The organism is Xanthocytophaga flava, from assembly GCF_030068545.1.
Classification (GTDB): Bacteria; Bacteroidota; Bacteroidia; order Cytophagales; family 172606-1; genus Xanthocytophaga; species Xanthocytophaga flava.
Genome location: NZ_JASJOR010000020.1, coordinates 98,557 through 112,015, shown reverse-complemented (window position 1 = coordinate 112,015; position 13,459 = coordinate 98,557). Strand labels below are relative to the sequence as shown.

The following is a 13,459-nucleotide window of genomic DNA, read 5'->3' as shown; positions in this document are numbered from 1 at the left end:
TGCACAATACTTTTTCGAATAAGCTAATGAGAAGTAAAAAACAGGATATACACTAATCCCAATCAAAAATCTGTTTGCGAATGAAATACCAATCTCCGATTTTTGTACAACAGAATGATTACGAACTAAAAATCTTCTGACTACCACTTTATAAACCTATGAGTATAAAAAAAGCCATCCTGGTAAGGGTTCGGATAGCCTATCTTCTGGTTGCCGTATTTGCCATTGGAGTTATTGTGCGTATTGTCTGGTTGCAATGGGTTGATGGAGCAAAATGGCATACCATAGCCCGTAAACGTATGACGGACTACCGTATTGTAAAAGCTGTACGGGGAAACATCTATGCAGATGATGGTAGTTTGCTGGCAACTTCTTTGCCGTTTTACCGGCTTGCCATTGATCCTACAGTGGCAAAGGATACTACAATTGCTAAAGGATTAGACTCTCTGGCTCTTTTACTATCCAACTATTTTGGTGATCGTACACCTGATGAATACCGTCGCAGGATTAAAGATATCCGAAAGTTTAATGAACGTGTGAAGGATGGGGACCAAAAGCAGTATCTGGTTATGAATCAGAAGCTAATAGATTATCAGGGTAAGAAGATGATGGAAAAATGGCCGATATTCAGATATGGCCGTAATAAAGGAGGAGTAATCTTTGAGCGATTGGATCGACGCTACAGGCCTTTTAAATTTCTGGCTCAGCGAACTATTGGGTTTTTAAATGACAAGAAACAAGGTGCTGGGTTGGAATTCAGCTATAATAAGCAACTGGCAGGACAAAATGGAAGAGCCTTGTTTCAGCGAATGTCTGGTGGCGCATGGAAACCTATAGGAGATGCTGATGAGGTAGATCCGGAACAGGGGTTTGATATCCAGACTACAATCAATATTAATGTGCAGGATGTGGCAGAAACCTCATTGTTGAGAGCTTTACAGAAACACAGAGCTAACTATGGTTGTGTTATGGTAATGGAAGTGGCTACCGGTGAAATCAAGGCAATTGCCAATCTCGGTAAAATAGGGGATGGGGTATATGGTGAAAATTACAATTATGCAGTAGGGCCACAAGGTAGAACAAACCCTGGATCTACGTTTAAGCTGGCATCCATGATTGCCTTATTGGAAGAAACCCGTGTATCACCTACGGATAGTATCGAAACCGGAAATGGGGAATACAAGTTTTATGATCGGGTAATGCGGGATGCAAAGGCACACGGAAAAGTGACAGTACAGGAAGCTTTTGAAGTATCATCGAACATTGCTTTTGTGAAGCTGGTTCATCAGAATTTCGGGAATAAGCCTGACCGTTTTATTCACTATCTCGAATCTTTCGGACTTACAAGACCCTTAGGTTTTCAGATGATGGGAGAGGCTGTGCCATTAATCAGAACCCCCAAAAATCCTACCTGGAGTGGGTTATCTCTTCCATGGATGGCAGTTGGATATGAAAATGAAATATCACCTTTGCAGATTCTCACATTTTATAATGCAGTAGCCAATCATGGGAAACTGATCCAGCCTATTATTGTGAGACAAATACGTACAGCGGATGAAACTCTTGAAGCCTATCAGGGACGTGTGATGAATGAGAAAATTTGTTCAGATGCAACTCTTGAAAAAGTTACCCGAATGCTGGAAGGTGTTGTGGAGAGAGGGACAGCTAAAAATATTGCGGGTAGTGCCTACAAAATTGCTGGAAAGACCGGAACGACTCAGAAGCTCCGTAATGGACGTTATACAAAAAGTTATTATACGTCGTTTGCTGGATTTTTTCCTGCTCATCGTCCAAAATATAGTTGTATTGTTGTTATTGATGGACCTCAGGGATTTGAACAGTATGGGTCGGATGTAGCTGCTCCGGTATTCAAAGAAGTAGCAGATAAGATTTATGCGTTGGATGTAGAAATGCATAAAATGATGCCCGAGCGAGGCAAAGTTTCTGGCTTTCCGGTTGTGAGGGCTGGCAATCTGGATGATATGCAGTATTTGTGCAATGAAATCGGTATTTCTAATCATGCCGATGGAAATCTTCAGGAGTGGGCAGTTGCTGTGGCAGGAAGTAAAAGTATAAGTTGGGCTAGCCGACAAGGAAAACCAGGTAAAGTGCCCGATGTAACAGGTATGACATTGCGGGATGCCTTGTATATTCTTGAAAACCGTGGTCTGAGGGTGCGCTATTCGGGAAGAGGTCGAGTTGTAAATCAATCACAATCTCCGGGGAGTTTAGCCTTGAAGAATAGTACTATCACTATTCAGTTAGAAGAGCCTATGTAATTCTGACAAAGGAAAAGGTTTTTGTGTACATTGCCTGCACGTGATCATATAGGTTCTGGTGCAGGCATTTTTTTATGTACTTTTATCCAAGTTAACTGTTCTCATCCATGAAACAGATTCAAGCTCTGTTAGAGAAGTTAGGACTTTCATTACAAGCATTCAAAACGGCACTTGCTGCTGCATTGTCATGGATTGTAGCCGCTCAGCTACTGCATGCACAATATCCGTATTTTGCTCCTCTAGCTGCTATACTAACAGTACAAGTAACTGTAGCTGACTCCTGGGAGAAAGCTACACAACGTATTATAGGATTGATAGGTGGGGTATTGGTTAGTATGTTGATTGGACATTGGTTTCCTATGGGAACTATCTCCATTTTTTTGGTGATTCTGTTGGGAATGGCTTTGGCAAAAGTATTTCGTATGAATAGCCAGATCATTTCACAGGTGGCCGTAAGTTCTTTCATTGTATTAGCCTTTGGAGGTACACAGGGATATGTACTCAATCGAGTCGTTGAGACATTTTTAGGTTCAGCTATTGCCATTGCCGTTAATGCATTGATTGTCCCTCAAAAAATTATTCCAACTATACAAACCCATATTTTGACTCTAAGCAGTGTATCTGCTCAGGCTCTGGGTGGATTGACATTATTATTGGAGAGTGAAGAGAATAATCAAAAAGCCAGAGAGACTATTGCTGTATTGGTAGAAAAGACAGAAGCGGCTATTCTTGCTGCACGTACAGCCGAAAAGGCCTTACGGTATACTCCATTCCTTTCTCGAGTAAAAAAGCGATTAACAGAGTTGGATCAGAATATTCGGTATCTGGAACACATAACCGTACAGATTCGGGGGGTGAGGCGAGCTATATTTGATTTATACACTGAGATGGCCTGGAAGCCTGACAGTAGAGCTACAGAAAGTTTAAAATCCGCTATCTCCATAACTGCTCAATGTATTGAATTATATGGAGAAGCCGTTGTGTCAGGCTCTGAAGTTGCTTACTCAAAGCTGGCAGACAGTATTGAAGAGGCGAAGCAGATTCAATTACAATGTCTGGCTGAGATTCATGCAATTACCTCATTGCCTGTATTGCGTGATATGGGAAGCATCCTCACAGATTTAAAACGTATTCTGAAAGAAGTGACATTACCAGAGAGATAAAAGAAATCTGGTTCAGAATTTTTGTTCCATCACTAAGGCAGCCGCTACTACTGCCAATGCCGGAGCTACTAGCGCTCCTAAAAATGGTATGGCTAAAAGCAGAGAGAATATCAGTCCAATACCTATTGCCATACCTTTGTTTTGTTGGATAAGCAGACGGCTATCTCTACCTGACATCCGCAAAAATTCATTTCGATAATCCATCATGGAAAATCCCACAAAATAGCTTTCTATCAGGAGAATGACAACACCTACAAAGATATCAAGTACAGGAATAAAGAGCAGAAAGTAAAGAGGAATGGTAATAAGCCATTCGGTGAGTAAATTGCGAAATGATAATGTAATGCCTCTCCATACATCAGATATGAATTGCTTTCGATCAAAAGGATGAGTTACCCCTGTTAGTATTTCCTGTGTTTTTTCTGCTATTAAGGCAATCGCAGGAGATGATAAAATGAGTACAATATATCGGAATAGCTTAAAATATAGCATGAAAACAAGAGCCCTGACTAGCCAGGATATCACTCCCCTTGCTATATTTCCCAATGGTCCTGAAAGGGTATCTGCATGAATCCAATGAGCAAGAGGATCGCTTAACAGATTTGTGTTCAGAATGATAACAGTAAGTAATGCTCCATATATAAGAAGATAGATAATAGCAGGGATCAATACAAGCTTCCATAAACGATGGTGATTGATAAATGAAAATGCCTGGACATAAGCATATATCGCCGCCAGCATCTTGCGTAGAAATACTTTCATGGAGTAAATACTTCTCTGATGGTTGTGTGTTCTGATCGAATAGAATCTAAAAACAAAAAAGGTGAAAACAAATTTGTTTCCACCTTCTTGAAGAATGTTCTTTTGAGAAGAAAAACCTTATTTTGCAGCTTTCGCTTCAAATTCAGCCTTAATTGCTTCAACATCAATATTTTTGATGATTGGCTTTTTGCTCAATTGATTGATACGTGACTGACGGTTATTAGCAACCGCACGATTGCGTTTCTCTTTTCTTTTTAATCTGGTAACTCCCATGTTCGCTACAATTAATATTTTATAAAACCATGTAAACTTTTCTGAAGTTAGTCTTTCTGTCTGAATAGAAAACAGAAATGAGGCGCAAATGTACGGTATTTCAATACTAACTACAAACTTGTTTTCAAGAAAATTTTATAAAAAAATAAAATATCTAAATAGATCGGTTGTACATTGATATCCGTCTTTGATAGGAGACAAAAATACTCTTTTTTAAGAACTAACAGGGATCTATGGTCGTTTCCTAAAAATCTGTTTCATTTGTGTATAATATACATCCGAATACCTAATTGATATACTATGACTAACATACAGAACACCCAGCTCGAAATAACCAAAAATCCTTTATTGGAAAGCTTTCAGACACCCCATGAAACCTTTCCATTTGACAGGATTAAGAATGAACATTATTTACCAGCTTTAAAAGAGGCTATTGAAGCTGGTAAAAAAGAGATTGATGCTATTGTAAATAATCCGGAAGCCCCCACGTTCGAAAATACAATCGCTGCCCTGGACCAGAGTGGATCATTAGTGGATCGGGTATCTGCTATATTATTTAATCTGAACTCTGCTGAAACAAGTCCGGAACTACAAAAAATTGTAAAGGATGCATCCCCTTTATTGTCTGAGTATGGCAATGATATACGATTGAATGCGGCTTTATTTGATCGGATAAAAACTGTTTATGACCAGCGTAATGAACTTAATTTATCTGCTGAAGGAAAAACCCTTCTGGATAAAACCTATAAAGGCTTTGCACGTAACGGAGCTAACCTGAATGAAGATGACAAAGCTCGTTTACGGGAGATAGATGTGAAGATATCTGAACTGTCGCTTACTTTTGGAGAGCATGTGCTAAATGAGACGAATGCATTTCTGCTGGAAGTGGATAATGAAGAAGATCTGGCTGGCTTACCTGAATTTGTAAGAGAAGCAGCTAAGATGGCTGCCAAGGAGAAAGGTAAGAGTGGATGGGCCTTCACTTTACAAGCTCCAAGCTATATGCCATTTATGGCTTATGGTGAAAACAGAGAATTACGCAGAAAGTTAGCAATGGCTTATAACTCACGTGCTTTTCTCGGAAATGAAAATGATAATCGTGAGATCGTTAAAAATATAGTTGCATTGCGTCACAAACGTGCCCAGCTGTTAGGATATGAATCCCATGCGCATTTCGTATTAGAAGAACGAATGGCAGGAGCCCCTAAAAAGGTAATTCATTTTTTAGATGAACTTTTGGAATATGCAAAACCTGTTGCTGAGCAACAAATGCAGGAGTTAACCCAATATGCCAAAACACAGGGATTTGCTGAGGAAAAATTGCAACGTTGGGATTATGCATTTTACTCAGAGAAGCTTAAGAAGGAAAAATATGCTATTGATGATGAAATTCTGAAGCCTTATTTCAAGCTGGAAAATGTAATTGATGGAGTATTTAAGGTAGCGAATAAACTTTTTGGATTAAATTTTAAAGAGAATAAACAAATTCCAGTTTATCATCCTGAAGTTACAGCCTACGATGTAACAGATGATAATGGAAACTTTGTATCCGTTTTTTATGCGGATTACTTTCCACGAGAAGGCAAACGAAATGGAGCCTGGATGACAAGCTATCGGGATCAGCGTATACTGAATGGAAAAGACATTCGCCCACATGTGTCCATTGTATGTAACTTTACGAAACCAACAGAAACCAAGCCTTCTCTGCTAACTTTTGGCGAGGTAACTACACTTTTCCACGAATTTGGGCATGCCTTACATGGTATGTTGTCCAAGTGTACATATGGTTCTACTTCCGGTACCAACGTTTATTGGGATTTTGTTGAACTGCCTTCTCAGATTATGGAGAACTGGTGTTATGAAAAAGAGGCTCTGGATTTGTTTGCACGTCACTATGAGACCAATGAGCCAATTCCACAGGAATTGATTGAAAAGATTATTGCCAGTGCTAACTTTATGGAGGGATATGGTACTCTTCGTCAACTTAGCTTTGGTATGCTGGATATGGCTTATCATGGTAATGCACAACCTATTTCGGATGTAGCTGAGTTTGAACGTCAGGCTATTCTTCAAACCAGCCTTTTCCCTGAAACAGAAGGAATTAATACCAGTGTTGCCTTCTCGCATATTTTTGCAGGGGGATACTCGGCTGGATATTATAGTTATAAGTGGGCAGAAGTGCTGGATGCTGATGCATTTGAGTACTTTAAGGAAAAAGGTATATTTAATCGTCAGGTTGCAGATGCATTCCGGGAAAACGTTCTTTCAAAGGGAGGGAGTGAGGCGCCAATGGAATTATACAAACGCTTCAGAGGGCAGGAGCCATCTCCAAAGGCATTGTTGAAACGGAGTGGATTATTGGTTAATTAGAGAACTGTTGTTGAAATGGGCATACATTTAATTTTGTGTGCCCAAAATACAAAAATGTAAAAACCTCTTACATATAAGAGGTGCAAATGAGGAAATATTGTAAATTGCTGCCCCGAATTCAAGAAATGAATCCTGATACAAAAATAATCTCATGAAAAAATTAAGAACTCCTTTTCTTTTGGCTTTACTGATGGCTACACTGAGCAGCTGTAAGGTGCCTTCTTCTTTCAGTTATGCTTTCTTTGGGACTGCTGTTTTGTTGGTAATCTCAATAGTAATTGCTAGTAATATCACTAAAAAAGGAGAGGGACATCACTAGGATATCCCTCGTCAGAAATAAAAAGTCCTCTTTGTTGAGAAGAGGACTTATATCAAAAACAGATATTAATATTTGTCTGTACGTGCAAAATAGAAGTTGCCTTCAATTTCTGCATTTTCATCAGAGTCAGAACCATGTACCGCGTTTGCTTCCAGTGATTTTGCAAACAACTTGCGGATAGTACCTTCTTCTGCCTGGGCAGGATTTGTAGCACCAATCAGTTTACGAAAATCAGCTACCGCATTCTCTTTCTCTAAAATAGCGGCTACAATAGCTCCGGAAGACATATAGGCACAAAGATCTTTATAGAAAGGTCTTTCTTTGTGAACTTCATAAAACTGGCCAGCTCTTTCACTTGTCAGATGAGTCAGTTTTAAAGCTACAATCCGGAACCCGGCGGCTTCAATCATCTTTAAAATACTGCCCGTATGTCCGTCTTTCACAGCATCGGGTTTAATCATCGTAAATGTGCGGTTTCCTGCCATAAAGGTTAATTAATTAGGAAATGAAAAGTTAAGATTTTATAGCTTATACCGACTTTATCTGGCTGGTGTAAGCGTTTTGCGGCGCGAAATTAACCGAAAGGGGTACGTAAGCCAAATTTACAGGCGTTTTTTTATGAACTTACTTATGTTTTGTCATTAATGCGAATATGGGTTACAGGTGATTTGGAGTAGATCGTATCAATGATGCCATTAATCCTGATGAAAGCACGATCCAAATAGATGCGATAAAAATCATGTTTGTTTTAGACCATTTTTATCCTGATTTTTGTAGGCTTTTTTCAAAATAAATTATGTGTTTTCTCCACTTTTTTCTTGTGTGACATGCAAAATTTTGAGGCTTTTAAGGAACTCCTCGGTTCTCCAAAAAGAATTGCGATCATTACCCATCCTAAACCTGACGCAGATGCATTGGGATCTTCATTGGGGCTTGCAGGATATCTTAAAAAGAAAAGCCATACTGTTCAGGTTATCACCCCTACCGATTATCCGAAATTTTTGCAATGGATGGATGGCAATGAAGGCGTGATTAATTTTGAAGCAGAAGGCAATGCTGCCAAAGCTGAAAAGATCTTTCAGGATGCGGATGTGATTTTTTGTTTAGATTTTCCTTCCTTAAGCCGAATTGGAGAGATTGGTGAAATTGTCAGACGTTCCCCTGCTAAAAAAGTACTGATAGACCATCATCTGGAGCCAGAGCTTTTTGCTGATTATACATTGAGTAAAACCAGTGCTGCGGCAACCTGTCAATTAATATATGAACTTATCACAGATCTAGGGGATGTCGATAAGATAGATCTCTCGATTGCAGAATGTTTGTATGCAGGCATAATGACAGATACAGGTTCTTTCCGGCATTCAAATACTACTAAGGATGTGCACCTGGTATGTGCGGCTTTGATAGATAAGGGAGTAGAGATATCAAAAGTAAATCGACTGATTTACGATACCAATACAGAGGAACGTATGCGGTTTCTGGGTTTTGCTCTGAAGGATAAATTGGTTGTGTTGCCTGAATATCGAATTGCTTATTTTGCTATCAGTGCAGATGAGCTGGATAAATATCACTCACAGACAGGCGATACAGAAGGTTTGGTAAATTATGGTTTGTCCATTGACAATATTGTATTCTCTGCACTTTTTACTGAACGTGAAGGTATGATTCGTATTTCATTCCGTTCAGTAGGGAATTTCTCCGTAAACGAGTTCTCCCGAAAGTATTTCAATGGGGGTGGACATAAAAATGCTGCAGGTGGAAGATCTCTGGTGTCGTTAAACGATACGATACAGAAGTTTCTGGATGTAGTTCCTCAATATAAACAGGAATTGTTTATCTCCGATAAATAGCCATAAGGACAAAGTACTGATGTCCAGAGTTAAAATGTTTTTTGTGAATAGTTCTTATTGTAATGCAACCAAATTATGATTTAGAGTGTCTACTTTGCAACCAACCTTCTTACTTTAGTTTATGCAAAAGATTAGTTACCTTTTTTTAGCCGCAATTTTGCTTTTACAAGCTTGTTCATTGAATGGTGATAACACATATGAGAATAATGTGAAGAGCAATGAACAAATTATTCAACAGTACATCACTAATAAAAATTTACAGGTTCAAGCCTCAACCTCTGGTCTTCGTTATAAAGTTACCAACTATAATTCTGCTGCAAAAGCTCCTTCTACAGGCAGCCAGATTGTAATGGCATACGTTGGAAAGCTGACTAATGGGACTGTTTTTGATACTGCGAGAAATAAGCCTGATGAGTTTCTTAGATTTCCTTATCGAGGTAATTATGTAATTCCTGGTATTGAGGAAGTGGTAGGTTACATGAAGACGGGAGATAGTGCTATTGCCATTGTACCATTCTACTTGGGATTTGGGTCAAATGCTGCCTATAATGGAGTTGTTCCTTCTTATTCTGTATTGGTTTTTGACTTGAAGCTTGTTGCTGTACAAACAGAGGATGAGGCATTACAGGATTATATATCCCGTAAAAAATTTCCTGAAGATAGTGTCGTTAAGACCCAAACAGGTTTGTATGCATACTTTAAGAAAAAGAATCCTTCCGGAACAGCTGTTAGTGGTAAATCGCAGGCAACTGTAACCTATAAGGGAACGTTCTTGGATGGTCAGATTTTCGACCAGACTCCAACAGGGCAAACTTCCAATTTTTACCTGACTAATTCAGGTCTGATTGCAGGTTTTACAGAAGCATTGAAATTAATGAAAGTAGGAGAAACAGCTGTTTTTATGATGCCATCTTCTTTGGGTTATAAAGAATCAGGAACAACTGGTATACCTCCTTATTCTCCTTTAGTATTTGAACTATCAGTTGTATCTGCTCAATAGTACTATACTATCTGCAATGCAAAAAAGGCTCATATATGTATGAGCCTTTTTTGTGTAAGTATGAAACATCTCAAATTTGATGAAAAGAAATTGAATGCTTTGTAAAAAAGTTTCAAGTCAGCATAAAATGCATGGTAAACTATTTTTAACAAGGGTAAGACAATATCATTGGTGAACAAACATTTTGTATAGTAGTCACAGTATTTTTTATTTTGACCAGAACTTCGATTATTTTTTCTGTTGTGTATAACTCACGGCAAACTTTTTTGAGGAGAGTTCACACAAGCAACATCTTTGCATTAAACGTAAGTCCTTCTGCCTTGTGAATACTATAATGCTTTATTCGGATAGGTAGTTGTTCTTCAACGTTCGATATGACTCAGCTTATACTAAAGAAAAAGCCCATACATATGTCTTGTATGGGCTTTTTCTTTAGTATAAATCTTATTCATTTATAAGTGCGGTCTGAGTTTGATTTTCTTCAGGTGAAACCAGGTATTCATGGTTCAGATGCTCTTTGGGAATCCATTCTTTCCAGTCTTGTACCAACTTTTTACTTCCTCCTGGATAGCTCATATCTATTGCCTGGACTGATGCTTGTGTATCACGGGCATTTTTAGCCAGATGACTAAGCAAGCCTTTGATGCAGTCTTGTCCCTGTTGATTTGACATCATAAAGTATGCTATAGACCATCCTAATGTGCGGGGTTCATCTGTTTCAGAAACATTGTCATTAAAGTTCCACTCTTTGTTTGTCATGGAAATAGACGAAAGCAGATCTGGCATGCGGTGATTGCTCAACCAGTTCTTAATGCGTGTATCTTTAATAACCTGTGGGTGAATTACAACTTCTTCTCCTTCAATGTCCATGAACTCGAAATATTCGGCCAGGCCTTCATTCAGCCAATTTGGACAGTTCTTTACTTTATCTGTCAACAGAAGGTGACTAGTTTCATGAAATATATTTTTATAAAAAGCATCTTCGTCTTTTTCCAGGCTTACCAGAATTTCATTTACTCCTGATAAATATACTCCTATCCATGTTTTGGGAATATGAGGATAGTTAGCATCTATAAATGCACGATACGTATCGGCATCTCTGAAAATACGTATACGTACAACCAGATTGCTGCTAAAATCATAGCCAAGGTGTTGTGCATAGAAGTCGTATTGAAACTGAATTCCTCTGTAGATTTTGCTTTGCGTCAATGGATCTAACTGACATTCATGAGTCAACAACTCGACTGTTGGACTATTTGGTTTCTTGGACTTAATCTGAATTTTTTCAAAAGGAAGAGAGGGATGAGAGTATCCACCAACTGGTGCAGCACCTAGTGATAATGCAATACAGAGGATCCCTAAAACATGATTACAAAACTTTGTCACAATCATAGCTACGCTCATAATTTTCAATACCTGACAGACACCTAATAGTCTGCTGTAATTTCACATTACATAATTACCAGCTATTTTGCTTAATTGCACTTCAGTTTTTAAACGAATAATACATTGGTTAGTAAACCTTTAACAAATAACAAAGCTTGGATATGTCTATGAAGTATAGATACATCCAAGCTTTGTTATTTTGTTGTTAACTTATTGATTATTAATGTTTTCTATGCTCCTTCTGCTACTACCTCTTTAATTTCCGGGAGCATACGTTTAAGTAAATTTTCTATCCCGGATTTTAACGTAAGTGTAGAAGATGGGCATCCGCTACAAGAACCTTGCAACAAAAGCTTTACAATTCCATCATCATATGAGTGAAAAGTGATTGCCCCACCGTCCGATTCAACTGCCGGACGGACATATTCATCCAGTAAATGTTTGATCTTTTTCACGATCTCAGGATCATCGTCATTGAAGATAATATGACTGGTTTGCGCTTTTTCGCTTTCAAGTACAGGCTTGTTGGCTTCGAAGTATTCTTTTAAAAATTGCTTCATATCCGGAATTACACTATTCCATTCTACCTCTTCAGCCTTAGTGAGAGTGACAAAATTACTCATGAAAAATACTCTTCTAACAAACGGAAATTTGAAAAATTCTGTCGCTAACGGAGATTCTGCTGCAGATTTAGCATCCGGAAAATCAAAGCTAACGCCTTCAGGGACAAGCATAAAATTAACGACAAATTTCAGAGAATTGGGATTTGGGTTTGCCTCTGTGTAAATATTTACATATCTGGAAAGCATGACACGCAAGATTAGAATGATAGATTGATATTCTTTTTCAACATTTACACTAGGAGAATGGTTGCAACGATGTCGCCTTTTTCAGAAAAAGGCAGATAATAAAAAAGCCGATAACGGTTTCGCTATCGGCTCTCATGTCTATATAACTGAATTACTCAGCTGCTACGGCAACTACTTCAGTAGGCTCAACAGAAACGAAAGAACGTCCTTTAAAGCCTTTTCTGAATGTAACACGACCGTCTACCAGTGCAAATAATGTATGGTCTTTACCAATACCTACATTCACATCAGGGTGGTGTTGAGTTCCACGTTGACGAACAATGATGTTACCAGCTTTTACTACCTGGCCGCCAAATTTTTTCACACCCAGGCGTTTGCTATGCGATTCGCGACCGTTTTTGGAACTACCGGCCCCTTTCTTGTGTGCCATTTCTTTGTATAATTAAGAATTTAAAATCAGAAAAAGATTATAAGGAAATACCATTGATCATGATCTTGGTATATTGCTGACGGTGACCGTTTTTCTTACGATATCCTTTACGGCGTTTCTTTTTGAAAATAATCACTTTTTCTCCTTTTACATGTTCCAGAATTTTAGCTGAAACAGAGGCTCCTGATACTGTCGGTACTCCTACTGACACATCTCCGCCGTTATCGACAAGCAATACCTTGTCAAATGTCAAGTCAGCGCCGGCTTCTCCATCTAGTCTGTTAACATAGACGAACCGATCTTTTTCAACTTTGATTTGCTGACCTGCGATTTCTACAATTGCGTACATGATTTATAAAATAGAATAAAGTTTTAAAAATTGGGACGCAAATATAAGTGATTCAATGAACAATGCAAAGAGAATCCTGACTTTTATACAACGGAAGGCTAAAGAATATGTGATTTGATTACTATATATATAAATAATCTTATAGAATATTTAATAGAAAGGCAGAATACCAGATGGATCCTTTTCCTTATATCTGACAATAGGATAAGTAATTCAGACTGATTATAGTAAGCTAGTCTTTAAGTACTATTTAAAGGTCAATTCAGTACTAGTTATTTTATATGTGTAATACGCAATAATTATACAGATTTTATAACATGTATGGAGCTGAGTGTAAAATTATTTTATGAAAGTAAGCTCTGTAAACATCGTGTATTTAATTCCACAGCTAATGGATGCTAAAGTGTTGTTATTCTAAGGCTATTATAGACCTGATTAGAATAAAATGTGTAAAAATACGAATATTCTT

General features: G+C 38.2%; 13 protein-coding genes. 6 read left to right on the top strand and 7 right to left on the bottom strand.

Annotation, left to right across the window (positions count from 1 at the left end; all coding sequences use genetic code 11):
- The first annotated feature begins 158 nt into the window (after nt 1-158).
- Both QNI15_RS25640 and QNI15_RS25635 read left to right on the top strand, forming a co-directional pair.
- The gene (locus tag QNI15_RS25640; RefSeq protein ID WP_314000050.1) at nt 159-2,279 is read left to right on the top strand and encodes a penicillin-binding protein; all 2,121 of its coding nucleotides are present in this window, start codon (nt 159-161) and stop codon (nt 2,277-2,279) included.
- 107 nt (nt 2,280-2,386) lie between these two features.
- Entirely contained in the window at nt 2,387-3,442 is a 1,056-nt protein-coding gene (locus QNI15_RS25635) for an FUSC family protein (protein ID WP_313983233.1), read from the top strand.
- 12 nt (nt 3,443-3,454) lie between these two features.
- On the opposite strand, the gene QNI15_RS25630 is transcribed toward QNI15_RS25635, so the two are convergent.
- Both QNI15_RS25630 and QNI15_RS25625 read right to left on the bottom strand, forming a co-directional pair.
- Nucleotides 3,455-4,204, bottom strand: coding sequence for an EI24 domain-containing protein (locus QNI15_RS25630; protein ID WP_314034440.1), 750 nt, complete (start codon nt 4,202-4,204; stop codon nt 3,455-3,457).
- Between the two features lie 117 nt (nt 4,205-4,321).
- Nucleotides 4,322-4,477 carry a hypothetical protein gene (locus QNI15_RS25625; RefSeq protein ID WP_313983238.1) on the bottom strand — a complete coding sequence of 52 codons (156 nt, stop codon included), beginning with the start codon at nt 4,475-4,477 and terminating at the stop codon, nt 4,322-4,324.
- Nucleotides 4,478-4,777: 300 nt separating this feature from the next.
- Between QNI15_RS25625 and QNI15_RS25620 the strand changes: the two genes are divergently transcribed.
- Entirely contained in the window at nt 4,778-6,847 is a 2,070-nt protein-coding gene (locus QNI15_RS25620; RefSeq protein WP_314034438.1) for a M3 family metallopeptidase, read from the top strand.
- Between the two features lie 151 nt (nt 6,848-6,998).
- Nucleotides 6,999-7,166 carry a hypothetical protein gene (locus QNI15_RS25615; protein ID WP_313983244.1) on the top strand — a complete coding sequence of 56 codons (168 nt, stop codon included), beginning with the start codon at nt 6,999-7,001 and terminating at the stop codon, nt 7,164-7,166.
- A gap of 65 nt (nt 7,167-7,231) precedes the next feature.
- On the opposite strand, the gene QNI15_RS25610 is transcribed toward QNI15_RS25615, so the two are convergent.
- Nucleotides 7,232-7,651, bottom strand: coding sequence for a nucleoside-diphosphate kinase (locus QNI15_RS25610; protein ID WP_313983247.1), 420 nt, complete (start codon nt 7,649-7,651; stop codon nt 7,232-7,234).
- Between the two features lie 342 nt (nt 7,652-7,993).
- Here QNI15_RS25610 and QNI15_RS25605 point away from each other — a divergent pair, with 342 nt between their 5' ends.
- Both QNI15_RS25605 and QNI15_RS25600 read left to right on the top strand, forming a co-directional pair.
- Nucleotides 7,994-9,016: a DHH family phosphoesterase gene (locus tag QNI15_RS25605; protein ID WP_314000058.1), complete on the top strand. Its 1,023-nt coding sequence runs from the start codon at nt 7,994-7,996 to the stop codon at nt 9,014-9,016.
- Between the two features lie 121 nt (nt 9,017-9,137).
- Nucleotides 9,138-10,016 carry an FKBP-type peptidyl-prolyl cis-trans isomerase gene (locus QNI15_RS25600; protein WP_314000060.1) on the top strand — a complete coding sequence of 293 codons (879 nt, stop codon included), beginning with the start codon at nt 9,138-9,140 and terminating at the stop codon, nt 10,014-10,016.
- A gap of 444 nt (nt 10,017-10,460) precedes the next feature.
- Here the strand turns inward: QNI15_RS25600 and QNI15_RS25595 are convergent, their stop codons facing one another.
- The 4 genes from QNI15_RS25595 to rplU form a co-directional block, all read right to left on the bottom strand.
- Nucleotides 10,461-11,420, bottom strand: a complete 960-nt coding sequence (locus tag QNI15_RS25595) for a DUF1570 domain-containing protein (RefSeq protein WP_314000062.1) — start codon at nt 11,418-11,420, stop codon at nt 10,461-10,463.
- Between the two features lie 212 nt (nt 11,421-11,632).
- On the bottom strand, nt 11,633-12,211 hold the full coding sequence (locus tag QNI15_RS25590) for a NifU family protein (RefSeq protein ID WP_314034436.1): 579 nt from the start codon (nt 12,209-12,211) through the stop codon (nt 11,633-11,635).
- 151 nt (nt 12,212-12,362) lie between these two features.
- Complete coding sequence (rpmA, locus tag QNI15_RS25585; protein ID WP_314034434.1) at nt 12,363-12,641, bottom strand: 50S ribosomal protein L27; 279 nt, start codon at nt 12,639-12,641, stop codon at nt 12,363-12,365.
- A 37-nt stretch (nt 12,642-12,678) separates the two neighbouring features.
- On the bottom strand, nt 12,679-12,990 hold the full coding sequence (rplU, locus tag QNI15_RS25580; protein ID WP_313983263.1) for a 50S ribosomal protein L21: 312 nt from the start codon (nt 12,988-12,990) through the stop codon (nt 12,679-12,681).
- Nucleotides 12,991-13,459: the final 469 nt, after the last annotated feature.